This window comes from Kitasatospora viridis, assembly GCF_007829815.1.
GTDB classification, from domain to species: domain Bacteria; phylum Actinomycetota; class Actinomycetes; order Streptomycetales; family Streptomycetaceae; genus Kitasatospora; species Kitasatospora viridis.
Window position 1 is genome coordinate 116602 of sequence record NZ_VIWT01000008.1, and the last position, 22208, is coordinate 138809.

Here is a 22208-nt window from a genome sequence, read left to right on the forward strand (position 1 = left end):
GTCTGGCGCCCGGTTGCTTGCGGTGACCACTTCATCACTGGATCAACCATCCTGACAAGAAGGCGAGTTGAATAAATGTCAGTTACTTACGACTGGCATGTGCTGCTGGCATGTTTCCGCAGCTCGCCGGACAAGTTAGTGAACTGGGTTGCGCATACTCAATCGAGTGCACTACTGTCGTCCATGTCGCCAACCACCACGAACGGGAAGCAGGCCATGTCCAAGACTCCGCAGCTCGTCGGCATCACCACCCCCGTCAAGATCACCCTCACGATCGACGACTGGGAGGGCACCTACGGCACCGAGCGCAACAAGGCCGAGATCACCCAGCAGCTCGCCTCCCTCACCGTGGAGACCATGCTGAGCACCAACCTCCGCACCGAGCTGTGCGCCCTGATCGGGCAGACCGGCCACATCAGGACCGACGTGCTCCCCCCGAGCAACACCCTCGAAGCCCAGTTCGACATCGCCACCATCGTGGACACCACGATCTGGGAGTCCACCTACGGCTCCGACGAAGATGCCCAGCAGATCGCCGACGACGTCGCCAACCGCGTCCAGGAGTACGCCGCCGAGGCCCTCAAGCAGCGCGGCATCACCGCCCAGGTCGAGCTGCGAGCCACCCCCACCGTCATCGACGCCACCGGCGACTACACCACCCTCTACCTGGTCTTCGCGCCGCGCGAGAACCCCTTCCTGGCCACCACCACCGGCGGCCTGCAGAACTTCGCCGCCCGCCTCGACGACGACGCCTGGCTGCGCCCCCTGGACTCCCAGATCGGCGAGTTCGTCGACTACTGGAACCGCCGGGAGCCGGAGGCGGCGCTGTGGGCCGTCACCACGGAGACCGAGAAGCTGCTGCCCGCGTCCGGCACCGAGCCCAACCTTCACGGCCGCACCCCGGTGATCTTCCGGCGCGACCAGATCAAGCCCCTGCTCGCCGTCCTCGCCTCCCCCCAGAACCAGAACCTGGGAAACTGACCCGTCCTCACCGACACCGGGAGACGCCGTGCACCAGCTCCACCCCCGCGAGCACCCGTGGGGTGACATCCGCCTCGACCACAACGGCGAGGCGACGTTCCTGACCGCCGAGCGCTCCACCGACCCGGACTGCCTCTTCGTCCACCTCAAGGTCGCCGACTGCCCGCCGGACCACCAGCTCCTCGACAAGGAGGAGCAGGACGCCGGAGCGGTGCTGTTCCACATCACCGTCAGCATCCGGCTCCCCCGCGCGGACACGATCGTCCTGGCGCAGTACGAGGGCGGCCCGATCGTTCCCCGCGACATGGCAGCGTTCGAGTCCGCCAAGTACATGCGCGACGAGATCAACAGGGCCGTCTTCACGGCCCGGTTCAACCTGCGGGCCCTGGCCGCCGTCGCCCACCACCATCCGGTCGCCGCCCAGGGCACCACCTGACCACGTATCACCTGAAGGAGCGCCATGAGCACCGAGACCAGCAGTGGCCCCACCGAGTGGCAGCAGAAGCGCCAGGAGGCGCTCGCCGAGCGCGGCCTGGCCGAGGTCGAGCAGTACTCGCGAGCCAGCGACCTCTTCTACCCCGACAGCATCCGCCCGGCCCGCCGGGGCCGGATCGAGAACATCATCTCCCTGGGCCCGACCACCGGCGACACCTACATCGCCGAGCTGGTGGAGAAGTTCAACGGCGAGAACCGCACGTGGTTCGCGGTCGTCATCGACGGCAAGAAGGACCCCCAGCGCATGTACACCGCCGACGCGGCCCTGCTGCACTACCTCAGCCGGAAGCACAACAATCCGGACGCCTCCACCGCCGCCTGGTACGCCGCCCGCGTCCTGGGCATGCCCGACCTCGACCAGGACCCCGCTGCGCCCGCCTCCTGACACACAACCTGCCCGGCCCCGTCGCTCTCCCGAGCGACGGGGCCGACGTGTTCAGCAGATAAGCAACTGCCCATCTGTAGGAGTCACCGTTCCATGTCTACACTGCGGAGTATGACCGCCAACCCTGCCTCCACCAGCGAAGCCACGACGCCGCCAGCCCGCGCCGGACGCCGTGGCGGCCGGACTCGCGAACAGAGCCCCGCGCGCGCCGAACGGCGCCGCCCAAAGCAGGAGCACGACCGCCAGACACCGGAGCCGTCGCCTGCTCCCGAGGACGCTGCTCAGATCGACTTCTCCCAGCACCCCGCCCACACCACCCCCTGGCGCCGGACCTCCGCCCTCCCCGCCACCAAGCGCCTGCCGCGCGTCGGGACGCCGTCGACCCGCACAGTCGTCATGACCCGCGAGCTGGCCGCCCACGTGGACGCCGTCCGGGTCGACATCGGCACTCCCAACGCCGTCGACTTCACCCTGCTCACCAGCAGTCTCCTGCGCGCCCTGGCCCGCGAGCACGAGGACTACAAGATCCGCGTTGAGGAGTACCGCCAGACCCACGGGGTCGTCCCCGGGCCAGACGTGGTCCCGCCCGGCCCGATCTTCACTGCGCTGAGTGCCGAGGTCGCCATCGTGATGGACGGCGGCACCGCCCCCTGACGGTTGGAGCGACAGTGAAGTACCCCCGGAGCAACTGCCGGATCTGCGGCCGTGAGGTCTCGATCCCCGGCAACCGCTACGCCCGGCACGACCCTCCCGGCCCCCGTGCCCAGGTCGACCTGACCAGCTGCCCAGGGAGCCTCAAGGCCGCGATCCCGCCCCAGGCCGCCATCCCGGGTCTGGAACTCCACCAGGCCGAGGAGCACCTGGCCCTGTTCTAGCCCTCCGTCCCCGGGAGAAGCGCCATCAGCCTCAGGGCAACGTCCACCGCGCTCTCGCCCTCCCGGGCCGCCGCGAGGTCGACTGGCCGGTGGACGGCCAGCCAGTTGTGCAGGCGCTGCATCTGCGCCACCAGCGGGTCGGCCAGGGCCCGGCCCGGGTCGTCCGTCGGCGGAGGCGGGAAGCCGCTCATACCCACACCTCCGGGCCTGCGGTCTCGGAGGCCAGCTGCGGGTTGGCCTCCTCCCAGCGCTCTCGGACCGTGACCGAGGCCGGGACCGACCCGCTGGCGCATGGGCCGTTGTGGTGCTCGACCACCTCGCACGAGTAGTTCTGGAACTCCCCGCCCACCATCGCCCGGCACGACCGCTCCGGGAACACTGCTCGACGCATCTGTCACTCCTCCCTGTTCACCCCTTCGTGGGGTGTAGGGGCAGCACGGCAGGGCACCCCTCCCCCAGCTGCCGAGTCCTGTCGGCTGCGGGGAGAGAGGTGCTTGGGCTTGTTATAGGAATGATCAGTCGTTGCTGTCCTTGGGGAACGTCGAGGGCGCCGGGGTCGCGAACGCTGCCCAGGGCTCCTCACCCTTCGCCCGCTTGCTCTCGGCGTAGGCGACGGCCTCGGAGAAGCTGCGCTGCCGGAGGTCCTTCTGGGCCTCGCGGTTCAGACGCTTGTACTTGGCGATGGCCTTCGCCTCCAGGCTGTCCCGCACCTCGGTGACCCCCTGCCCGCGCTTGGCGGCCAGGGCCACGACGAGGCGGTCCGCGAACTCGACGTCCTCCGCAAGGAGCCGAGCGCGATGCTCCGCCGGGAGGAAGTAGAACGCCAGGTCCGGCTCGGCGGCAAGGATGGCGGCGATGTGCGCCTCACGGAGGGACGTCACGAGGGCGTCGACGGCCTCGCTCTGGGCGGCGGCCTCGGTGTCGATCCAGTCCCCTCGGCCCTTGCCCTGCAGCCGGTTGCCCTCGGGGTCGGTGATCGCCTTCGCCGCCTTCGTCACCTTGGCGGCCTCGGCCGCCTTGGCCTTGGCAGCGCGGGCCTCGCTCGCTGCGATCTCGTCGGGCGTGAAGATCTTGGTGGGCCGCTTCCGAATGTCGACGGGGGCCGAGGGGTAGCACACGGTGCAGGCCCGCTCCCCCGCGTCCTCGACGACCTGCTGCTCCGTTCCGCCGGAGTAGTCGGTCAGCCAGGCGAACTGCGTGCTGGGGCGGCAGGTGGAGCAGTCCATGGTCTTGTGCACGTGGCCGTCGACGTTGGTGACGATGAAGGCCCGGGTCCAGCCGCCCCGGCGGGCGAACTCGGCATCGTAGGGGGCCTGCTCGGCCTCGATGGCGGCGATGGACTTCTCCGCGTCCTGCAGCCGCTGCAGGGCGTTGCGGGCGTCGCGTCCGATGTAGGTGGTGTCGGTGTCGGCGCGGTGCTGGGCGGCCTGCTGGGCGGCGTTGAAGTCCATGCCCCACACCTGGCGGCGGCCCTGGTAGTTGGACCGGTCACCGGCGGCGCGGTGGATGCTGTCCCGGAGGCTGGGCAGCTTGCTCTCGGCCTTGAAGAGCTGCGCGGCCAGCTGGGCGAGCTGCTTGTCGATGTCGGCGGGGGTGGCGGTGGTGAGGTCCTTGGCAGAGGTCATGGAATGAATATAGCAACCTAGATATCTAGGTTGCAAGATAGGCGGGATAACTTGGTCGAGTTCAGAGGGGCGGGTACTGGCCGTACGCTCCCCAGGAGTCCTTGCCCGGGTTCAGAGTGTCGTTGACGCCGAGCTGTTGGCCGTAGGAAGCGCGGGCCCAGGCTTCGAGACGTGCCGCGTGGCCGTCGGGGCCGGGGATGTACGGGTGGTCGGGGACCGGGGTATCCCATTCGTCGGACGGCGCCCCGGGCGGTGCGAACTGCACCACGAGGGCCGCAAGCAGGCCGCCGCCGCCCGCGACCAGGAGGACCGTCTTGAAGATGATCGGGTCCTGGCCGCGCAACAGAGCTGCAGCGAGCAGGCAGACGGCGGTCGCAGCCACCAGCCAGCCGAGGACCCAGGGGTGGAGGCCGGGGGCAGCACGGCGGACCGACCAGGTACCGGTGGCCGGGTCAAGGTGATGGACCTGCTGGCGGTACGGGCGCCGGGCCCGGCGGTACAGACGCAGCTGGCCGGTGGGGCTCAGGCCCTTGTAGGTCCAGTACTGGCCGTCCAGGTGGAGGTACCAGTGCTCGCCGGGGCGTACCGGCAGGTGGGCTATCGCCCTTGCCTCCTCATGAGTCATGCCGCCACGGTAGTGCCGTGGCGGCATGGGAGGGGGGATGTCAGGCGGTGGTGACGAGGGAGTTCAGCTTGTCCTCCATCGGCTTCTTGATGGTCTGTGAGATGTAGGAGGGGGCGACGCCGAGCACGAGCGCGAGGAGAGCGCCGGTGCACTTCTGGCCGTGGTCGGCGCAGATGTCGTGGATCTTGACGGCGAGGTCGACAGTGTCCTCGACGGAGCGGCTTCCACGGCGCTCGGGGATCTCGGTGAGGAGAGCGTCCTGGAGCACCTTGGGCAGTCGCGTGAGCGCCGTCTTGCCGTCGGCGCCGACCAGCCCGAGGGAGAGACGCTGGTCGGCCGGGGGCTTCTGCGGCGGGATGGGGACCGTCACGATCTGCTTCGGGGCCTTGACGGCGGCGGGGAGCACGTTCTGGGTCTTCGTCAGCGCGGGCTTGACCGGGGCGGGGGTGAGCTGCAGGCCCGCGAGGGCGAGCGTGGTGTTGACGGCCGGGGCTTCCGGCTCCCGGGTCACTTCCACCGACGGGGGCAAGAGAAGGTCCGTCATCGGGTCGTCGACGACGAGGAACCGCCAGGCCAGCGGGATGCTCTCGTCGGCGGCCTGGGCCTGGGCGATCAGGAACCGGGCGGCCGTACGGGCGTCGCAGCCGCTGAACCACATGACCCGCTTGACCTTGAACATCGGCAGCGGGGCGAGCAGGACCTGGGCCCGGCGCAGGCGCGGTACCGGGGCCGGGAGGATGCCCTGCTCGATCAGCTTCTGCCGCTCCTCGGCCTGCTGGGCGCGGCGCTGCTTCTTGACCGCGTGCCACTTGGCCTGGAGCGTGCTGAAGTGGGCGCCGATCCACAGGACTGGCGGGAGGGCGTGGTACGTGGAGGCCCAGGGGTTGGGCCAGCTGTCGTGGATGTTGAGCGCGATGCTCGCGCTGGCGAGCGCGAGGACCATGAGGTTGATTCCCCAGGTCCGGCGGCCGTCCTCGGCAGCGCTGATGGCCTTCCAGGAGTAGGCGAAGACGCCGAGGTCGGCCAGGAAGGCCGCGACGTACGCTTCGGACGACCCGGCGCTGAAGCCGACCTTCAGGGCGAGGCCGTAGAGGGTGCGGTAGCTGAGGTAGAACGCTCCGGCGGCGAGGACGTAGTCGACGCCGTAGGCCAGGGCGCGCTCGCCGATCTTGAGGTGGCGCCACCAGCGGACCTTGGCGGAAGCCAGTTCCTGGCCCGATTCCGTCGGAGCGGACGCGAACGACACCTGGTCTTCGCTAGTCTTTCTCCTGGACATCCTGAGCATCGTTTCCTCGCGGGAGCGTCGTGGTGGGTGTTCGGGAAACCCTCGGCGGCTCCTGCTAGAGCACCGTCGGGGGCTTTCTCGTTTCACGAGATGGGCTGGCCAGGCCAGTCGGGGTCGAGAAGAAGGCCCAGGTCCGAGAAGGAGCGTGGCAGTTCCAGCAGTTCCTCGGGGACGGGCAGGCTGGACACCGCCTTGTTCGGCGCCGAGTCCGGCATCCGGTTGGTGCGCTTGAGCGACCTGTAGACGGGCGCGGTCATGAACGGAGTGCCGTCCGCCCACGCGATGTGGCGCACCGGGTGCCCCTCGTCGCTGGCGATGCCGATCAGCTGGTCCTGCAGTTCACCAAGGTCCTGGGAGGCCCTGGCGAGCAAGTGCCGCGCCTGGCCCGCAACGCGGAGGCGCTCCATGAGCGGGGTCCAGGTGACCTTCTTGTCGTAGGCGCCCTCAAGCTCGGGGTTTGTCTCTCCCGAGGGGATGATCTCCTTGAGGAAGCTGAGGTCGGGCAGGCGCTGCTGCGCCTTGTCGAGCTGTACGGCTTGCACGCCGTTCTTCAACCGGTCGCGGGCGCGGTCGGTCTCGTACCCCGCTTCCCGCCACACGTTGTAGATGGGGCGGGTCTCCCGGGTGGACAGTCCGGAGACCGTCCCGAGGTGGATGGCGGGCTGATTCTCCGACCAGCCGAGCAGCCAGAGGCCCTTGCGGTACTCCTCGATCTCGTGGACCGCCTGCTGCAGGAGCGCGCGGATCGGCACCGTCTTCACCAGTCGGTCGGTGGCGGCGGTGCTGACGAAGGCGTGGGGCCGGTTCTCCGGAGTGGAGCCCTGGCTGAGCCCCCCTTCGTCACGTATGCGCTGAGGAGGCGTTACACCGTGCAGGCGCATGTGGGAGCCGAGCCCAGCCGGGCCCTTGCAGACCTTCCCGCACGTCTTGCAGCGGTAGGCGTCCGCGTCGGCTTCCGGTTCTCGCGTCGGCTCGGAACCCGTGGGTGTGCTGGGTACCACCGAACCCTCCTTCCACGGTCAGGCGTGATGACGGAACTCTAGTGAACTAAGTGTTGCATGGGCAATCGAGTTCACTCAAGTCACCTCGCAGCGCTGTCCTCGGCGAAGGCTTCGGGGTCGATCTTGATGATCCGCATGACCGCCTCGGCCGGACGGTTGTCGAGGACGGCATGGACGACCTGCTCCTTGAACCGCCGGAGCACCCTCAGTTCGGCGGCACTCTCCTTCGCCGCCACCTTCAGGTCCTTGGCGGCCTGGGCCTTGGTGTCCGCGAGTTCCTCTTCGAGCGCGCGGATGCGCTCGGAGAAGCGCTCGAACTCGGCAACGGCCCCCTCGCGGACGGCTGCCAGCGCGCTGTCGAAGGCCAGCATCGGATCGGCGGCGGAGCGGGTCCTGCGCCGGGGGGTGTTTCCCGAGGAGGCCCGGACGTCGTGGGCACGGGCACGGTGGACCCCGAGGTTGCGGAAGCGCTTCCCGCAGTCGGGGCACTCCTTGTCGGCACCGTCGACCGAGCCTTCGCCGGTCTCCGGCTCCACTTCTCCGACTGGGGTCGGCTCCTCCGGAACCGGGATCTCGGCTGACGCGACGCCGCCCGCGCCGTACTCGGCCAGAGCCGCCTCCAGAAGCTCGTCGCCGCCCTGGTCAGCCAGGGCCTCGTACGCCTCCTGGAGGGCATTCCGGACGGCGGAGTCCTGCACGCCACCCCAGCCCGGGTCGCTGGTGTCGTGAGGCAGGTCGAGGCGTCCGCCGTCCGGCGAGGTGATCACCGTGGCGTTGGCCCGGACGGACACCTCCCACCCGGGGAGCTGCTCGGCCATCGACGCGAAGCGGGCGGTCTCCGGGGGGAGGGTGGGCGATGCCATGGGGTCTCCTGGGTCTAGTTTCAATTCACCCTATGACCCTGATACCTAGGTGTCAACGCTGTTCCTCGGAGCCGCTCCGAATGGAATCTTTGTCCACACCCTGCCTGTGGAAACAATTATGTCTGATGCCGTCCAGGAGACTTCCGGGAGTTTGGGCATGAATCGGAAGTGGTCGCCGACGTACGCGAGCGTCATATGCGGTGACCAGCCGTGTTCGCTCGGGGTTCGATAGCCGTGGCCGTTGAGGAATTTCTCCAGATCGGAGTGGAGGTGAGTTCCTCCGGGGATATCAGCCGAGCCCCAGAGAACATTCTGGCCGGGCTTGGTGAATGTCCCCACGCCTCCGATGCGGACGGTTACCGGGCGGTGTCGGCTGGCCCAGTTCCCGATCAGCTGCGGCAAGTCGGCGAGCTGCTGGCGGGTGTAGTGACCCGTCTTGCCGAGGTAGGCGAGGGTGACGTGGAGCTGGGCTGCTGGTTCTCCGCCGGGCAGGGCCAGCTGCTCGGCGATCTCCGGCGGCGGGACCAAGGCCACCATCATGCCGTCCTCGACTTCGGCGGCGGCCTGGCGGGCGATGCGGTCGGCCTCCTCGGGGGTGGCCTGCCGGAAGAACAGGGTGGCGGTCTTCGGCCTGAGCGAGGTGAGGTCGACGGTCTCGCTGGGGCCGTACTCGTCGTGGGTCATCACGCCGTCGTAGCCGTCGGCGGCGATGGCTTCGGACAGGGCGCGGCCGGACTTGCCGTCGTAGCGCGCGGACAGCTGGTGCTTCCAGTTCGACGGGTCGCGGTAGTCGCCGCCGAAGTGCATCCGCAGCGGCCGGTGGAAGGTGATCTGGCCGCCTTCGTAGCGCGGATCGTCGGCCAGGTGGGAGGGCAGCGCGCCCTGGGTGATGTATCGGCCGTGGGGTTCGAGGTCCTGGGCGAACTGGCTGCCGTGGTGCCCGGCGCCCTCGGTGTTGCGGAAGTAATCGAAGGTGACGGGGCGATCGTCGCCGGTGTCCTCGGTGTAGGGCTGGCGCGCGGCGGTGTGGTGCCCGGTGGTGAAGTCGTGATGGGTGAAGTCGGTGCGGAAGTCGCGGTTGTCGTCGGCCAGGTGCAGGGTCCAGGAGATCCCGGTGCGGTCGCTGGCCCGCTCGCGGCTGTGCCAGACGATCTGCGTGGCCGGGTGCGGCACAGCGGGGAGGTCCTCGGCGGCTTCGTGAGCGGCCCCGTGGGCGTAGTCGGGGTCGTCCTCCCATTCATGGGCGGCGGGAGCGACCTGCTTGAGCCGTTCGGCGCGTTCGGCCACCGGTTGGGCCGGATCGTGGACGAAGGCGTGGTCCTCGGGAGTGAGGTGGACGGCGGTCCCTGCGTACTGCTCGGCCCCGAGGTCGTTGGGGTCGTCACCGGGGTGGTGGATCTCGGGCTGGTGGATCTCGGGGCCGTGGTAGGCCCACTCGTTGATGTCGTTGCCGTCTGTGTGCACGTGCTTGGCCGGGACGGTGGCCTTCAGCACCGGCCAGTCCGGGCCGGTGCCGTCCATGGCGTGGTTGCGCGCGTACTCGCCGGAGGTGGAGACCCAGTCGCCGGGGCTGATCCGGTCGACGCCGTGGGGCGCGGCCCGGTAGATCGTCACCGGCTCGTCCGGACGGCCGTGGGCGCGGTGGAGGGTGTGGAGGGACTCCTCGTGGGGCTCGCCGTAGCTGCCGTCGGCGACGTTCTCCTCGAAGCCGGGGTGGAAACCGGAAGCTCCGTTGGTGGGGTCGTGCAGGGGCGCGCTGTCCGGGCCTGGCGCTCGGTGCTGCATACGGTAGTCGTCGTCCACAGTCCCAGCTTGCCGTACTGGGAGGACAGCGGCGGCGGCGCGGGTGGGCGCGGCCTCGGCGGTCTGGTCCTTCTTCCAGTCGGTCAGGTCCTGCAGAGGGTGGCCCGGCGCGGCGTCCAGCGCCTTCCAGACGACATTGCGTTCGTCGTACAGGCCCGTTCCGTCGGGGCCGAAGGCGTCGTGGCGGTCTTGGTGCAGCTGGTCGTACAGGGCGGCGCCTGCGGCGGCCTGGTCGTCCTCGGGGAGGTGCTCGATCTGCTGGATCTGGTCGCGGAGGTCGTCGAGGCGGTCCCAGTCCTCTTCAGGGAGGTGGTGGGCGTCGAAGTCGTCGGGAACCTGCACGGGTTCGACGGCCCAGGTGTCCGTGGTGAGGTCGTAGGCGGCGTACGGCTTCAGGGTGCGGATGTCGAAGCTGTCGGGGTTGACGTAGAAGGTCGACTCCCACGGGCCGGTGGCGTGTCCGTCCGACTGCAGGCTCCGGTCGTCGTCGTCCAGGCCAGCACGCAGCTCTTCGTTGAGACGCTGGTCGATCTCCTGGTCCGTCAGGTGCGAGAGCGGTGGGGCGCTGCGGCGGGCCTCGTCGTAGTTGACGCCGATGAGGGTGTCGAGGTCGCCGTTGCCGTACCAGTGGCTGGCTTCGGAGCCGGTGAGGTAGACGCGGGCCCACCGGGGCCAGTCGGAGCCGTAGCGGGGCGTCCAGAAGTCGTCGAGGAGGTCGAGGAGTTGCTGGCGGATCTCTGGTCGCAGGTGGGTGCCGTCGAAGAGCCTGGGGTCGAGGCCGGATTTGCCTGGGCCGAAGAAGTGGCCGGTGGGCAGCCAGTCGTGGTGGTGCTGGTAGGGCTGGGTGTTGTCGGGGACGATGGTGTTCTGGAAGGTGAGGCGGCGGATGGCCTGGTCATAGTCGTGCAGGCCGACGTAGCCGATGTGGATGCCGCCGTCGTCGGTGGGGCGGTGGACGACGCGGTGGCCTCGGCTGGCCTTGGTGCTGTTCCAACCCTTGAGGGGCTGGGAGAGGGCGTGGGTCTGCAGCCCGTCGTCGCCTCGGCGCAGGGCTTCGACGGTGTCGGCGATGCGGCGCTGGTCCTGGCGGTCGAGCTTGGCGAGGTCCTTATGGGCGCCGGGGTGGAAGGTGACCGGGCGGAGTTCGGCTACAGGCCCAGGTCCTGCTGCACCTTCTCCCAGGGGATCGGGGTCTCCCCCGAGTTGTCCCGTTCCAGGATCAGCCGCTCCAGCTCCGGGTGCAGACGTGTCGTGTCGTGGCTTGCCTCGGCCTGCAGTTCGTGACTGGTCATCATGGTCCCCCTTGGCAGCGGTGGTTGGTTCATCAGCATAGGTGCTGTCGCCTGGGGTAGTGCGGAAGAAGTCGGCGGCGGAGGCCATGGTCCTGCCCCGGGTGACGGTCTTGTCCCGGGTGTAGCCCTTCCACCATGCCTTCCCGGCGTCGGAGCGGTCGCCGTGCTCGATCCGGCTTCCGGGGTGGCGACGCTGCATCTCGTCCATGAGGGCGCTGCCGACACCGCGTCGCTGGTGGTCGGGGTGGGTCTCCAGGCGGTCGACGGCCATGGTGCCGCCTCGCCGCTTGGGCGGGTAGTAGGTGAGGTGACCCATCTCCTCGCCGGTCTCCGGGTGGAGGGCCTTGAGGCGGGTGAGGGTCGGGTACTTCGATCCGCCGGTCTCCTGGTCTTCGTGGTCGAAGAGCGGCTGGAGCTGGAGCTGGTCGGTTGCTGCGTGCCGGAAGAACTCGGCGGCCGTGGTCATGGGCACCTCCGCCCCTTCGCGGGGCGGGGCGCGGTGGTGACATCAGCGACGGCGTCCGACTCGTCCTCGGGAGGGGTTGTCGAGGCGGTCGCGGCCCATGCGGGTGCGGCTGAAGGAGCGCAGGGCGTTGATGGTCTCCTGGCTGTTGCGGTCGGTGGCGGTGGGGTTGGCGGCGCGCATGGAGTGGCCGTGGAGGCCGCCTTGCAGGGCGGCGGCGGGGCCTCCGCCGAGCATCTCCTTGTAGCCCTCGATCCAGCTGCCGATGAGGGCGTAGGTGGTGATCATCATCGCGTCCGCGATGTCTTTGGTCTGGACCGGTCCGATGGTGGGGTGGTCGACCTTGTTGCCGTTGCCCTTCTGGAGGAACTTCAGCTCCAACTCGGCCTGCTCGTACTCGGGGGCGTGGACCAGCTCCATGTTGATCGCGCTCTTGAACGCCTCGGCGACCTTCCAGTTCCAGGTGGCGTTCGCGGTGCGCTCGAACACGGTGGTGGTCTTCGGGAGGCGGGCTCGGGCGACCTTCTTGGTGAGTTTCTGGATCGAGCTGACCGAGTTGTACTGGTCGAAGGTGAACTCCTCGGGCTGGAAGGGCACGAGGATCTCGTCCCAGATCCAGTCGTCGACCTGGTCGTAGTCGATGGTGTGCTCGGGGAAGTCGGCCGGGTCGAAGTGGTGGATCTTGTCGAAGACGACGTGGGGACGGCCGCCGTCGTCGTACTCGATGTGGGCGCAAGCGATGCCGAAGCGGCAGTTGACCGAGGAGGGGTCGGCGTGGCCCTTGTAGGTGTAGCTGAGGATGCCCTGGGTGGTGGGGGTGATGAGGGCGGGGCCGAAGCGGTCGGGGCGGCCGTACCAGGGGCCGAAGACCCGTTCGACCTTGAGGACATCGAGGTAGGCGTCCATGACGGTGGCCCACTGGGAGCGGCGCTCGACCCGGAAGGTGTCGGGCTCAGCCTGCTCCAGCTTGCGCATCTGGTCGTCGTACTCCTGGATGGCGCCCTTGAGCTTCTTGAAGCCGGGGTGTCCTCCGTTGGTGTACTCGCCGTTGTCGCCCTGGAAGTCTGCGGGGAGCAGGGGCAGCTCGTGGGCGATCTGCCAGTCGAGGTAGATGTCCCAGCTGGCGAGCTGGATCATCATCATGGCCGGGTAGGCGGGAGTGCCGTCCGGGTTGAGTTCGACCGCGCGGGTGTAGTTGTCGTAGAACTGCCCGGTCATCTGCCAGGGGCTGGACGGCTCGATGAGGAAGCCGTCTTTCTTGAACTGGTCGAGGCTCGGGGTGGAGGCGGTGTAGACCTCCTCGGCGCTGCGGTTGGCGCCGGAGGCGACGACGTGGGCCATCTCGTCGAAGCCCATGATGAAGGAGGCCGGGCCACGGCCCGCCATCAGCGTGCTCTCCTTCGGGAGGATCTCGAAGGTGGCCATGTCCAGGGCGGTCGTGATGCCGCGCTGGGCCATCTCGTCCATGCGGACAAAGTCGTGCGGCGCGTACACGCTCAGCTTCTCGCCGAGGCTGTTGGCGATGTAGGGGGCGAAGCAGGGGGCGCCGGTGATCACGTTGACGAGGTCGCGCCACAGGTTCGCCTTGGCCTGTTCGCGCTTGCCCGCGAAGATCAGGCAGGCGAGCTTCTTGTCCCGGTCGACGCCGTAATGCTCCTGGGGGTCGCCCTTGGCCATGTAGGTCCACAGGACGTAGGCCATGGCGAGGGCGCTGATGTGGCCCTTGCCCGCGCGGCGGCCCATGACCAGGAGGATCTCCCGGAACCACTGGTAGCCGAGGGCCTTGGCGGCGCGCATGCGCTCCAGCAGGCGGGGGCTGCCGGAGACGTCGACCTTGACGGTGTCGAGCGGCTCGCCGTGCTCGTCGGTCTCGGCCTGGGCCCGCTCCTTGGCGCGCAGGCCGGTGAAGTACGCCTGGTCCCACTCTTCCAGGACTTCGTAGTCGTACGGGGTGAACAGGTCCTCGCGGAGGAAGAACGCCTTGAGGAGGGTGGCTTGGCGCGGGTAGAGGTTCGGCCGGTCGAGGTAGTCGGGGGAGACGACGAAGGTGATCGGGTCGGGGATGTCGATCCCGATGAAGAGGTGGTGGATGTCGGCCGGGCCGAACGCGGTGATCGGGGAGCGGCGGTCGGTGGTGGGGGTCGGCATGGTGGTGGCACCTCCTCACCCCTTCGTGGGGTGGGGAGGTGCCAGCGACAGGGTCAGCCGTGGTCGGGGCAGATCTCCAGGTGGTTGAGGGTTCGGGCGACCGACTCGGGCCGGGCGTCGCTGCCGGAGATGTGTCCGCAGCAGCTGGCGACGCAGTCGGCGGCAATTCCGGCCAGGCGGACCGTGTCGGCGGGGTCGGGGATGCCCTCGTGGCCGGGCAGGTCGGTGGCTGGGTCGTAGGGGTGGAAGACGGGTTCGAGGGTGAGCAGCGCGGTGCTGACGAGGTGTCCGCACCGGCGGCAGATGGTCGGCCGGACGCGGACGAGGACGGCGTCGTCGTTGTAGCCGGGGTTCTCCTCCTCGGTCATCGGTGCTGGTGCCCGTCGGGGGTAGTGGCGGAGGCCCAGTCGCTCTTGACGACTCCCTTGTCCTGGCCGCGCAGTTCGAGGAAGTTGTTGGTGACCTCGTGGACCTTCTTGTCGTGGTCGAAGACGGTCTTGTCGACGCGGCCGATGATCTCGATGCTGGGCATGACGGCGCCTTCGACCTCGTGGCCGTCGATGGCGAAGGTGTACCACTGGACGTCGACGGCGAAGCCGATCTTGTGGAACTGGTCCTTGACCTCGCGCTGGAAGGAGTCGATGTCGCGGCGCTGGCCCGCGCGCTTCTCCAGCCACTCGAAGACCTTGCCGATCTCTTCGATCTCGGAGTCGAGGATGTCGCCTCGGGCGAGGCCGTCGCGGTTGTGGACGCCGCCGTACTCGCGGTCGAAGCGGTCGGGGCCGGGGGTGGCGTTCTGGCTGTTGTGGCCGAGGATCGGGATAGCCATGGCGGGTCCTTGGGGTTAGGCGGCGAGGGCGGCGTGGCAGTGGCTGCAGCGTTCGGCGTGGTGGGCGACGAGTTGGCCGCCGATGGTCTGCAGGCGGGTGCGGACGCCACGGTGGTTGGTGCCGATGAGGTTGGCGGCGTTCGCAGCGTCGGCGATGGCCAGGACGAGGTCGTACTTGCTGGGGGCGGTGAGGCGGGAGAGGTGGGTGCTGATCCCGGCCATGGAGCGGGCGGGGATCTTCTGCTCGGCTGCGATGCGGTTGAGGAGGGTGATCCGGTCACCGGCGATGCTCTGGCGGGCGAGGTCGAGGAGGGCGAACTGGTCGTTCTCGGTGCGGGCCAGGGCGCGCTGGGCGTCGGCGGCGAGGAGTTCGGCGAGGGTGTCGCCGCTGGCGCCCCGGGCCTCGATCTTGAGGGCCGGGTCGGGGATCTGCAGGACGGTCCCGTTGCTGTGGTGGAGCAGCGGGGCGGCCCAGGGAGCGAGGTTCTGGGCGCGGTTCTGGCCCAGGCGCAGGCCCGCGCTGATGTGGTGGCCGTCGGGGCCCGGGGTGGCCGAGTGGGGCTGGAGGACGTCGAGGCGCAGGTCTGCGGTGGTGGACCAGGAGTCGATGACCACGGAGTCGGGCGGGAGGACGGCGAGGGCGGCCTGGACGAACTGCTCGGGGGCCAGGCGGGGCTGCGCGGGGCGCAGGACTTCGGCGAGGCCGCCCTTGTCGGTGTAGGTGATGGTGACCTCACCGAGGGTGTTGTGGATGCGGCTGTTGAGCAGGGTGTGCTGCTCGTGCCGGGTGAGGCGGTGGAAGAACGCCTTGGGAATCTTGTAGAAGGCGCAGAGCTGGTCGGTGCCGTGCTCGGAGAGGGGGATGGTGTGGTCGCCGAGGGAGATGGTCGGCCTCTCGGAGCCCTCGCGGAGCAGGTCGACCTCGGGGGTGCAGGCGTCCGAGGTCCAGGAGCGGGTGCGGCTGGTCCACTTGGTGGCCAGTTCGGCGAGGGTGATCGGCTCTGACATGGTGTGGTGGTCTCCCCTGTTTCCGGCGTCGTGGTGGCGGATTTCCTGGACGGTCTTATGGATTTATGTCTGGGGTATTTCCCGGGGCTTCTTCTGGCTTTCGGAGAGGGCTCTCAAGACTGGGTGGTCGGAGAGCGCCTTGCCGAATGCTGGTCGGTCTTCGGGCCGGATGAATTCGAGCGCGAGCCGCATGTGGATCATGAGTGCCTGGCGCCAGACCTGGCTGTCGGTGTCCTCGCCGAGCGACTCGTCGATCTGGTGCTTGAGCTTGATCGCGTTGAGCAGGTCGCCGCCCGTGACCTTGATCTCGCCCCGGTGGAGGCGGTCGAAGCCCTGGGAGATGGTCAGCTCCAGGGCGGCGAGGTGGTCGGCGACGCGGTCGCCGTACTCGTCGATCGCGTCGCCGAGCTGGGCGGCACGGCGCTCGATGATGGCCTGCTGTGCCTTGGCCTCGATCGGCAGGTGGTGCTCGAAGTGGTAGCGCAGTGCCTTCTCGGTCATCTCTCCGAGGGGGCTGGGCTGCTCTTCGAGTTGGCGCAGGATGGCACGCCAGCGGTAGCCGCCGAGGTACCACGCCTCGATGGCGGCCCGCTTGGGGTGCTGGCAGGTGCGGCAGGTGCTGGAGGTCTTGGCCGGGTAGACCTTGTCGCCGATGCGCACGAGCACCATGGAGGGCGGGGCGTCGGTGGTCATCACCCGTCACCCGGGTCCGGCCAGCAGTCTTGGGCGATGCGGGAGGAGCTGGAGAAGCGCGATCCCCTGAGGGTGCCGTCGCGGCTGTTGAGGTGCGGCGAGGTCGGGTTGTAGGCCCGGTGGAACAGGCCGGACCGTACGGCGGGGTCGGGGATGCCGTTGATGTTGTAGACCTCTCGGCGGTGCCGTGAGGCTTCCATGTAGTGGGTGAGGACATCGCGCTCGGAGGGCTTGGTGATGGCCTTCAGCACGGGGTAGAGCAGCGCGTCGGCGGCGGCTTCGAGGTCGGGGTCCACGCCCCGGCGGATGCGGCCCATCAGGCGGCCCTGGCGGCCGGACCGGCCGGGGCGAGGGCGAGCTGGCCCTGTTCGGCGAGGGCCAGCAGGCGGATGAGTCCCTGGGTGGCATAGGAGGCGACCGGGTTGGTCTCGCTGACGCCCATGCGGCGAGCGACGTCCTTCTCCAGCATGTTCTCGAAGAGGAACATGCGGATGGCCTGGGCCTGCCTCGGACTGAGGACGGGTTCGCGCTGGCCCTTGGCGTTGGCGCGGGTGGCCTGGGACGCCGTGTAGAGGTGGGTGATGTCGTGGATGCAGTAGTCCTGGCCGTCGAGCCCGGTAATGACGTCGGGGCCGCCTACCTCGTAGAGGGAGCGCCAGGATTGCAGGTTCCGGAACATCTCCCTGAGAACGGTGACGGAAATTGGCATGGTGGTACCTCGGCAGGGTTGCGGGTGGGCGCGCTGATGGCAGGTCGCGCGCTCTCCGAGGCCGACCGTGGCAGTCGGTCGGCATTTTTGACACTGGTAATACTAACGAGGCTTGCGAGTTCCATTAGGTATTTCACGGAGGTGTCGGACAGGGGCCCGGTCAGAAAACCGTGGCATCCTTGATCCTTTGTCCCAGTTTGGACATGTCTGCTACGAGCTGTTCCGCCGCTCGCGAGAGTGCTGCCCGGAAGACCGCGTGATACCGGTGCTCCAGCGCGGCTGCCCGGCCGCGCTGGGTCCGCTCCTCGACGGTGACCCTCCCGGACGGGGCGATGAACCCGGTGGCCATGGCCTCCTCCCAGCGGACCTTGGCCAGCATCGCCTCCGCCCAAGCCACGGTCGACCGCTGCCCCCACTCGACTCCCATGGCCGCGATGCGCATCAGGAAGTCCTCGCGCTCGCGGTCGGTGAGTCGGCTGTAGTCCTCGATGTAGGCGCCGGAGGGGGTCTTCTTCCAGTGGGGCCAACCGTAGACGTCGACCCGGACAGCACCGGTCTCTGGGTCGTGTTCGGGCTCGCGTACCAGCGCCCACAGCTCGTTCATGAGGAGGAAGGCGTCGGGGAAGAGCCTGCGGATCGCTCCCTCGGCCACGGCGAGGACCCCTTGGACGAGGGGCGCGTCCTCCGGTGTCCAGTCCGTACGCATCCGGGACAGGCCGAACTTCAGGTCGCGCGTGCGGTCGGGGTCGGTCTCGACTGTGAGGGGTGCGTCGGGCTCGACGGAGATCTCGGCGACGACCCGGGCGGCCTGGTCGGCGGCCTGGCGGGGGTCAAGGGCTTCGGTGGTCACTCGGCCGTCTCCCTCTGCTTCAAATCGAACAGGTGAACGAGTCCGAGCATGATGGCATCCCGAACGTGTTCGTTCCAGGAGGACGACGGGGGCGGCTCGGGGAAGTACCGGCCGACAGCCTCTTTGACCTGCCGCTTCGTGATGGTTGTGCCCTTCGGCACAGGCCCCACCAGCACGCGCTTGGCGTGCCGGTTGGAGACCAGGACCGCCCGGCCGTCGGTCTCTTCGTAGACCACCAGCCCTGCGAGGAGCGCTGAATCGGTGCGGTGTCCGGTGACGGAGGGGCGCTCGAACACGTAGTGCGGTTCGCTCCCGAGGTGGGGCTGCGTCCTGGCAAGGACCTGTCGAACTCCCCGACGGATCTGGGCCGCCTTGGCGTAGCTGCCCTCATGGGAGGTGAGCGCGGTCTCGGCCGGGCGTACGGTTTCGGTGTAGGCGATCCGGAGTCCGGCGCCGGGGAGGTGCGTGATCACCGCCGTGCCGGTGTTGCTGGTCGTCTGGTCGAACGCCAGCACGCAGCCGTAGGCGAAGTCCCGTGGGATGGGGGCCTGCCAGGTGGGCTGGCGCCTGCGTGCCTGCTCCTCGATCTCGTGGACGGTGTCGAAGACGAGCTGGCCGCGCTGGGCCGGGATGAGCGGGCGGCCGGACCCAGAAGTGTTCCGCGCGGAACGGTTTTGGTCTGGCGGGGTCACGGGGTTCCCCTCTTGATCGGGCAGGCGGTGGCAGGGCAGCGGCGGGCGCGGGCGCCGCCGGGGCAGCAGGCGACTGGCGGGACCTGTCCGGCGTCGACGTAGTTGCGTACGGCGCGGTACTTCGCTTCGAGGGCGACGATGTACTCCTCGTCGCGGGGGATGGTGAACTCCTTCATCGGCCAGCCCTGGGACAGCCCGAGGAAGAGCACCAGAGCCTGGCGCTTGCCGGAGAGTGCCATGTACTCCTGCTGCTGGCCGTAGTAGCCGGGCCACCTGGCCTTGAACGCGGCCAGGTCGTGGTCCTGGATGCCCTTGATCACCATCGGGCTGCAGGTCTTGAGGTCGTAGATCCCCTCGCCCCAGGTGGGCAGCGTCAGCAGGCCGTCGAGGTGGCCCCGGCGGCGCAGCACGGGGTCGATGACTCCCCACTCCCCGCACTGCCCGGCGTCGCGCCCGTGAGGTCGGCCGCAGGCGACGCACGTGCCCTTCGGCGGGCTCAGGACGCCGATCTCGGTGAGGGCGGCGGCCATCAGGTCGTGGGTGGCGGTGCCCATCATCACGGCCATCCGGCTGCCGTACTCGAACGGCTCGCGTATCCACCGGTCCGGCTCGGCGAGGTAGTAGTACAGCTGCCGCTCGTCCATCGTCGGGTGGGTGGAGGGGTGGAACCAGCCGTCCGGGGGGCGGTCGGCCTGGTAGTTGCGGAAGGTGACCTCGAAGACCTCGGGGAACCGGCAGTCGCGGATGGCGGCTTCGACCAGGGGGACGAGGTGGAGGCGGGTCAGCAGGTCGACGGTACGCCGAAACGCCGGGGTGAACGGCTTGGTCACCATCCCTTCTGCGCCTCCTCCAGGAGCGTGTTCGCCTCGGCGATGACGACGTCCAGCCATTCGGTGTCGGCGGTGTCGGGGTGGACGAGGCGCTTCAGGATGGGCTGGGCTGCCTCCCAGAGACGGGCGGCGCCCAGCAGGTCGGCGAAGTCGTCGAGCAGGCTTACGGCCAGGTCGGCGTGGACGTCCGCGAGTGTGCGGTCGGTGTAGAAGCGCAGGGCCAGCATCGGCCGCTCTCCCCCGGCCTGCTCGACCGCCTTGTGCCACATGGCCAGCGAGACGGACAGCGACTTGGCCAGGGTGCTCTTCGCGTCGGCGGCGAAGGCGTACTCGGTGTCGAGGCGGTTGTGCCGGGCGTCGATGGGGTCGCGCCACTGGTTGCCGCTGCCCCGGCTGCGGCGCATGCCCAGGCGGTCGGCTACGTGCTGCTCGTGCCCGTTGCCCATCTTCTGGTTGAGCATCAGGCCCCCTTCGCGAAGGTGCGCTTGCACAGGACTTCCTCGGCGGGCCAGATGAGGAGGTCGTCGCCGTCGTGCACCGGGGTTCTGTGGCACGAGCAGGTCAGAGCCGGATCACCGTCGGCTCGGACGTAGGTGACGTGGTACGGAGGGTGCTCCGGCAGAACCGGGCGCGGCCTGGAGGTGAGCTGGCGCTGTCTCAGCTTCAGTACAGCCAGGACGACGAGGGTGGCGACGAAGCAGAAGACCACGCCGTCGAGAGCCGTGCGGATCATGCCGCGTACTCCTCGTCGTCGTACGTGACCTCGTGCTCTGGGACGATCTCGCCGCTGACGGTGAGCAGGGCGCGCTGCCGGACCAGCTCGGTGAGTTCGGGCTTCTCCCGGAGGGCCTGCTTGACGTTGGCCCGGCCGACGATGTGCGTGCCGTCGGGGAGGCCGTACTTGCTGGCGTTGATCCGCTCGATCGCGCCGGTGGCGATGCCCAAGTTGAGTGCTTCGTCGGCCCGGTCGATGCCGATCGGCCCCCAGGTCGGGTGGTCGGCGGAGAACAGCCAGAAGTCGGCGGCGCGGCCCGGCGGCGCGAACTTGTTCCGGACGACCTTGGCGCGGAGCTGGCGGCCGATCTCCTCGTCCTTGACGGACTCGGAGACGGCGTCGGCAACCGGCACCTTGACGACTGGTTCGCCGGTCCTCTTCAGCTCGATCTTGGTCGTGGTGCAGTACTTGAGGATGTTCGGCCCGGCGCTCTTCTGGCCTCCGCGCGGGTTGCCGATGTCGGCCCTGTACTGGTTGACGAAGATGACCATGGCGTTCTTGGCCCGGCACAGGCTGGCGACCTGCTTGACCATGCGGGAGATGACCTGCGAATTCTTGCCCATGGCGCTGTCCTCGGCGCTCTTCTCGAACGCCGCCTTGCTCTCCATGCCGCCGATCGAGTCCAGGCAGACGACGGAGATGTCTCCGCTGCGCAGCAGCATCTTGGCGATGTCAGCGACGTCTTCGCTGTGGTCCGGGTAGATGTGGACGAAGCGGTCCTCGTCGAGGTCAAGGCCGAGTTTCTGGGCGTAGGCGAAGTCGAAGCTCTGCTCCATGTCGATGAGGGCGACGCCGCGATCGGGGAACATCTTCTGCGCGGAGGCCATGATCAGGGTGCAGAGCGAGGTCTTGCCGACGCCTTCCGGGCCGAGGATCTCGTGGGTGCGCCGCAGGGCGAGCCCTCCGATCCGCAGGGCGTGGTCGAGGGTGATGGACCCTGTTGGCACGGCGACGGGCCGGGTCATGTCGTCGCGTCGCGTGACCTTGTCCCCGAAGGCTTTGGTCATGTCGGCGCGGAGTTTGCTGAGGCCCTTGGACGGGGGCATGCGTCTCCTCTTGGCAGGGTTCGGTGGGCCGCTCGTGGCAGGGCGGGCGGCTCAGATTTCTTGGCGGAGGATCTCGCTGGCCCGGCCGGGCGGCCAGCCGACGGCCTGCTCCAGGAGCCAGAGGCGCGGCAGCCAGTAGCCCTCGGAGTTGTAGTCGGAGGCCGAGGGCACGTCGTCCGGGTGGCCGTAGACCCGGCCTCGTTCGAGGCGCAGGATGCTTCGGTCGGTGGACTTCATGACGGTGCCGACCTGCTTCCGCGTGAGGCCCGCAGCGACGCGGGCCTGCTCGGCCTCCCGGCCCAAGCGCCTCCAGGCGTCGACGGGGTGTTCCTCGCTCACTGCTCGTCCGCCGGGGTGGCGATGGCGCGGACGGTGTCGGCGAAGGCGCCCGCGACGGTGTCGCAGGCGTGCTCCAGGGCTTCCGCCGGGACGCCGAGGCCGTGCAGCTGCTGCAGGGCGGTGATGTACAGGTCGGCGATGCTGGAGATCTGGGCCCTCAGCTCTGCTCGGTTGGCGGGGAAGGGGAGGGTGGCCAGCCTGGTGAGGTCGGCGTCGGCCTGCTCCTGGGTCAGGTGCTCCCAGAGTCCGGGGCTGGAGGTCGGGCCGCCCGTGGAGACGGGCTCGGGCTCGGTGACGACCTTCACCGGACGGTCGAGGATGCGCAGGGAGGTGCCCCGGCCCCACTGGAGTGCCCTGTCGATGTTCGGCAGGAGGGGCATCAGGTTCTGGGGGGAGGCGTACGGGTGGCGGCTGACGCGGCCCTCCAGGAGGGCGGAGACCTGGTCGCTGGTGGCGTCGATGGCGTGGGCCAGGGCCTCGCGGTTGTCGTACTGGGACGGGTAGTCGCTGGTGATCTCCCGGCCGAGGCGAGCCCAGTCGGTCTTGCTGAAGGCGTAGGGGTCGATCGCGGTGTCGAAGCTCTCGGTGGTCATGCG

28 protein-coding genes are annotated in these 22208 nt (G+C 68.9%); 5 read left to right on the top strand and 23 right to left on the bottom strand.

Going from position 1 to position 22208, the window contains the following annotated elements:
• Positions 1-216: 216 nt before the first annotated feature.
• The 5 genes from FHX73_RS42865 (at position 217) to FHX73_RS42885 (ending at position 2736) form a co-directional block, all read left to right on the top strand.
• Positions 217-981 (top strand): hypothetical protein, encoded by a 765-nt coding sequence (locus tag FHX73_RS42865; protein ID WP_145911553.1) that lies wholly within the window; start codon positions 217-219, stop codon positions 979-981.
• A gap of 28 nt (positions 982-1009) precedes the next feature.
• Complete coding sequence (locus FHX73_RS42870; RefSeq protein WP_145911554.1) at positions 1010-1417, top strand: hypothetical protein; 408 nt, start codon at positions 1010-1012, stop codon at positions 1415-1417.
• 24 nt (positions 1418-1441) lie between these two features.
• Positions 1442-1861, top strand: a complete 420-nt coding sequence (locus FHX73_RS42875) for a hypothetical protein (protein WP_145911555.1) — start codon at positions 1442-1444, stop codon at positions 1859-1861.
• Between the two features lie 111 nt (positions 1862-1972).
• Positions 1973-2515 carry a hypothetical protein gene (locus tag FHX73_RS42880; protein WP_145911556.1) on the top strand — a complete coding sequence of 181 codons (543 nt, stop codon included), beginning with the start codon at positions 1973-1975 and terminating at the stop codon, positions 2513-2515.
• Positions 2516-2529: 14 nt separating this feature from the next.
• Positions 2530-2736 carry a hypothetical protein gene (locus FHX73_RS42885; protein ID WP_145911557.1) on the top strand — a complete coding sequence of 69 codons (207 nt, stop codon included), beginning with the start codon at positions 2530-2532 and terminating at the stop codon, positions 2734-2736.
• Here FHX73_RS42885 and FHX73_RS42890 read toward each other — a convergent pair.
• The 23 genes from FHX73_RS42890 to FHX73_RS43000 all read right to left on the bottom strand — a co-directional run bounded on the left by FHX73_RS42890 (position 2733) and on the right by FHX73_RS43000 (position 22205).
• Positions 2733-2927 (bottom strand): hypothetical protein, encoded by a 195-nt coding sequence (locus FHX73_RS42890; RefSeq protein WP_145911558.1) that lies wholly within the window; start codon positions 2925-2927, stop codon positions 2733-2735. The genes FHX73_RS42885 and FHX73_RS42890 overlap by 4 nt on opposite strands.
• Complete coding sequence (locus tag FHX73_RS42895) at positions 2924-3127, bottom strand: hypothetical protein (RefSeq protein ID WP_145911559.1); 204 nt, start codon at positions 3125-3127, stop codon at positions 2924-2926. The genes FHX73_RS42890 and FHX73_RS42895 overlap by 4 nt, the downstream gene beginning before the upstream one ends.
• A 124-nt stretch (positions 3128-3251) precedes the next feature.
• A complete protein-coding gene (locus FHX73_RS42900) occupies positions 3252-4361 on the bottom strand; it encodes a hypothetical protein (protein WP_145911560.1) in 1110 nt (369 codons plus the stop codon).
• 61 nt (positions 4362-4422) lie between these two features.
• Positions 4423-4986 carry a hypothetical protein gene (locus tag FHX73_RS42905; RefSeq protein WP_145911561.1) on the bottom strand — a complete coding sequence of 188 codons (564 nt, stop codon included), beginning with the start codon at positions 4984-4986 and terminating at the stop codon, positions 4423-4425.
• Positions 4987-5026: 40 nt separating this feature from the next.
• Positions 5027-6232, bottom strand: a complete 1206-nt coding sequence (locus tag FHX73_RS42910; protein WP_145911562.1) for a DUF2637 domain-containing protein — start codon at positions 6230-6232, stop codon at positions 5027-5029.
• A gap of 122 nt (positions 6233-6354) precedes the next feature.
• Entirely contained in the window at positions 6355-7272 is a 918-nt protein-coding gene (locus FHX73_RS42915) for a C2H2-type zinc finger protein (RefSeq protein WP_145911563.1), read from the bottom strand.
• A gap of 80 nt (positions 7273-7352) precedes the next feature.
• Positions 7353-8135, bottom strand: coding sequence for a hypothetical protein (locus tag FHX73_RS42920; protein ID WP_145911564.1), 783 nt, complete (start codon positions 8133-8135; stop codon positions 7353-7355).
• A gap of 45 nt (positions 8136-8180) precedes the next feature.
• On the bottom strand, positions 8181-11696 hold the full coding sequence (locus tag FHX73_RS42925) for a GNAT family N-acetyltransferase (protein WP_145911565.1): 3516 nt from the start codon (positions 11694-11696) through the stop codon (positions 8181-8183).
• A gap of 42 nt (positions 11697-11738) precedes the next feature.
• Complete coding sequence (locus tag FHX73_RS45385) at positions 11739-13841, bottom strand: hypothetical protein (RefSeq protein WP_170305341.1); 2103 nt, start codon at positions 13839-13841, stop codon at positions 11739-11741.
• 53 nt (positions 13842-13894) lie between these two features.
• Positions 13895-14209, bottom strand: a complete 315-nt coding sequence (locus FHX73_RS42935) for a hypothetical protein (RefSeq protein WP_145911566.1) — start codon at positions 14207-14209, stop codon at positions 13895-13897.
• On the bottom strand, positions 14206-14670 hold the full coding sequence (locus FHX73_RS42940; RefSeq protein WP_145911567.1) for a hypothetical protein: 465 nt from the start codon (positions 14668-14670) through the stop codon (positions 14206-14208). Before FHX73_RS42940 ends, FHX73_RS42935 begins: the two co-directional genes overlap by 4 nt.
• Before the next feature lie 15 nt (positions 14671-14685).
• Positions 14686-15678, bottom strand: a complete 993-nt coding sequence (locus tag FHX73_RS42945; RefSeq protein ID WP_145911568.1) for a hypothetical protein — start codon at positions 15676-15678, stop codon at positions 14686-14688.
• Positions 15679-15741: 63 nt separating this feature from the next.
• Positions 15742-16371: a hypothetical protein gene (locus FHX73_RS42950; RefSeq protein ID WP_145911569.1), complete on the bottom strand. Its 630-nt coding sequence runs from the start codon at positions 16369-16371 to the stop codon at positions 15742-15744.
• On the bottom strand, positions 16371-16688 hold the full coding sequence (locus FHX73_RS42955) for a DUF7236 family protein (RefSeq protein WP_211786514.1): 318 nt from the start codon (positions 16686-16688) through the stop codon (positions 16371-16373). Before FHX73_RS42955 ends, FHX73_RS42950 begins: the two co-directional genes overlap by 1 nt.
• Positions 16688-17080: an RNA polymerase sigma factor sigma-70 region 4 domain-containing protein gene (locus FHX73_RS42960; protein WP_145911570.1), complete on the bottom strand. Its 393-nt coding sequence runs from the start codon at positions 17078-17080 to the stop codon at positions 16688-16690. The genes FHX73_RS42955 and FHX73_RS42960 overlap by 1 nt, the downstream gene beginning before the upstream one ends.
• A gap of 160 nt (positions 17081-17240) precedes the next feature.
• Entirely contained in the window at positions 17241-17930 is a 690-nt protein-coding gene (locus FHX73_RS42965) for a hypothetical protein (RefSeq protein WP_145911571.1), read from the bottom strand.
• Positions 17927-18622 carry a hypothetical protein gene (locus FHX73_RS42970; protein WP_145911572.1) on the bottom strand — a complete coding sequence of 232 codons (696 nt, stop codon included), beginning with the start codon at positions 18620-18622 and terminating at the stop codon, positions 17927-17929. The genes FHX73_RS42965 and FHX73_RS42970 overlap by 4 nt, the downstream gene beginning before the upstream one ends.
• Positions 18619-19455 (bottom strand): hypothetical protein, encoded by an 837-nt coding sequence (locus FHX73_RS42975; protein WP_145911573.1) that lies wholly within the window; start codon positions 19453-19455, stop codon positions 18619-18621. The genes FHX73_RS42970 and FHX73_RS42975 overlap by 4 nt, the downstream gene beginning before the upstream one ends.
• Positions 19449-19913: a hypothetical protein gene (locus FHX73_RS42980; protein WP_145911574.1), complete on the bottom strand. Its 465-nt coding sequence runs from the start codon at positions 19911-19913 to the stop codon at positions 19449-19451. The genes FHX73_RS42975 and FHX73_RS42980 overlap by 7 nt, the downstream gene beginning before the upstream one ends.
• Positions 19913-20185 (bottom strand): hypothetical protein, encoded by a 273-nt coding sequence (locus FHX73_RS42985; RefSeq protein WP_145911575.1) that lies wholly within the window; start codon positions 20183-20185, stop codon positions 19913-19915. The genes FHX73_RS42980 and FHX73_RS42985 overlap by 1 nt, the downstream gene beginning before the upstream one ends.
• Complete coding sequence (locus FHX73_RS42990) at positions 20182-21273, bottom strand: RecA family protein (RefSeq protein WP_145911576.1); 1092 nt, start codon at positions 21271-21273, stop codon at positions 20182-20184. Before FHX73_RS42990 ends, FHX73_RS42985 begins: the two co-directional genes overlap by 4 nt.
• Before the next feature lie 51 nt (positions 21274-21324).
• Positions 21325-21612, bottom strand: a complete 288-nt coding sequence (locus FHX73_RS42995; protein WP_145911577.1) for a helix-turn-helix domain-containing protein — start codon at positions 21610-21612, stop codon at positions 21325-21327.
• Complete coding sequence (locus tag FHX73_RS43000) at positions 21609-22205, bottom strand: hypothetical protein (protein WP_145911578.1); 597 nt, start codon at positions 22203-22205, stop codon at positions 21609-21611. Before FHX73_RS43000 ends, FHX73_RS42995 begins: the two co-directional genes overlap by 4 nt.
• Positions 22206-22208 lie beyond the last annotated feature (3 nt).

Coding starts and splice junctions, on each gene's coding strand:
- FHX73_RS42865 (WP_145911553.1), top strand. CDS start 217: ATGTCCAAGACTCCGCAGCTCGTCGGCATCACCACCCCCGTCAAGATC.
- FHX73_RS42875 (WP_145911555.1), top strand. CDS start 1,442: ATGAGCACCGAGACCAGCAGTGGCCCCACCGAGTGGCAGCAGAAGCGC.
- FHX73_RS42880 (WP_145911556.1), top strand. CDS start 1,973: ATGACCGCCAACCCTGCCTCCACCAGCGAAGCCACGACGCCGCCAGCC.
- FHX73_RS42890 (WP_145911558.1), bottom strand. CDS start 2,927: ATGAGCGGCTTCCCGCCTCCGCCGACGGACGACCCGGGCCGGGCCCTG.
- FHX73_RS42895 (WP_145911559.1), bottom strand. CDS start 3,127: ATGCGTCGAGCAGTGTTCCCGGAGCGGTCGTGCCGGGCGATGGTGGGC.
- FHX73_RS42900 (WP_145911560.1), bottom strand. CDS start 4,361: ATGACCTCTGCCAAGGACCTCACCACCGCCACCCCCGCCGACATCGAC.
- FHX73_RS42905 (WP_145911561.1), bottom strand. CDS start 4,986: ATGACTCATGAGGAGGCAAGGGCGATAGCCCACCTGCCGGTACGCCCC.
- FHX73_RS42920 (WP_145911564.1), bottom strand. CDS start 8,135: ATGGCATCGCCCACCCTCCCCCCGGAGACCGCCCGCTTCGCGTCGATG.
- FHX73_RS42925 (WP_145911565.1), bottom strand. CDS start 11,696: ATGACCACGGCCGCCGAGTTCTTCCGGCACGCAGCAACCGACCAGCTC.
- FHX73_RS45385 (WP_170305341.1), bottom strand. CDS start 13,841: ATGCCGACCCCCACCACCGACCGCCGCTCCCCGATCACCGCGTTCGGC.
- FHX73_RS42935 (WP_145911566.1), bottom strand. CDS start 14,209: ATGACCGAGGAGGAGAACCCCGGCTACAACGACGACGCCGTCCTCGTC.
- FHX73_RS42940 (WP_145911567.1), bottom strand. CDS start 14,670: ATGGCTATCCCGATCCTCGGCCACAACAGCCAGAACGCCACCCCCGGC.
- FHX73_RS42945 (WP_145911568.1), bottom strand. CDS start 15,678: ATGTCAGAGCCGATCACCCTCGCCGAACTGGCCACCAAGTGGACCAGC.
- FHX73_RS42950 (WP_145911569.1), bottom strand. CDS start 16,371: ATGACCACCGACGCCCCGCCCTCCATGGTGCTCGTGCGCATCGGCGAC.
- FHX73_RS42955 (WP_211786514.1), bottom strand. CDS start 16,688: ATGGGCCGCATCCGCCGGGGCGTGGACCCCGACCTCGAAGCCGCCGCC.
- FHX73_RS42960 (WP_145911570.1), bottom strand. CDS start 17,080: ATGCCAATTTCCGTCACCGTTCTCAGGGAGATGTTCCGGAACCTGCAA.
- FHX73_RS42975 (WP_145911573.1), bottom strand. CDS start 19,455: ATGGTGACCAAGCCGTTCACCCCGGCGTTTCGGCGTACCGTCGACCTG.
- FHX73_RS42980 (WP_145911574.1), bottom strand. CDS start 19,913: ATGCTCAACCAGAAGATGGGCAACGGGCACGAGCAGCACGTAGCCGAC.
- FHX73_RS42985 (WP_145911575.1), bottom strand. CDS start 20,185: ATGATCCGCACGGCTCTCGACGGCGTGGTCTTCTGCTTCGTCGCCACC.
- FHX73_RS42990 (WP_145911576.1), bottom strand. CDS start 21,273: ATGCCCCCGTCCAAGGGCCTCAGCAAACTCCGCGCCGACATGACCAAA.
- FHX73_RS43000 (WP_145911578.1), bottom strand. CDS start 22,205: ATGACCACCGAGAGCTTCGACACCGCGATCGACCCCTACGCCTTCAGC.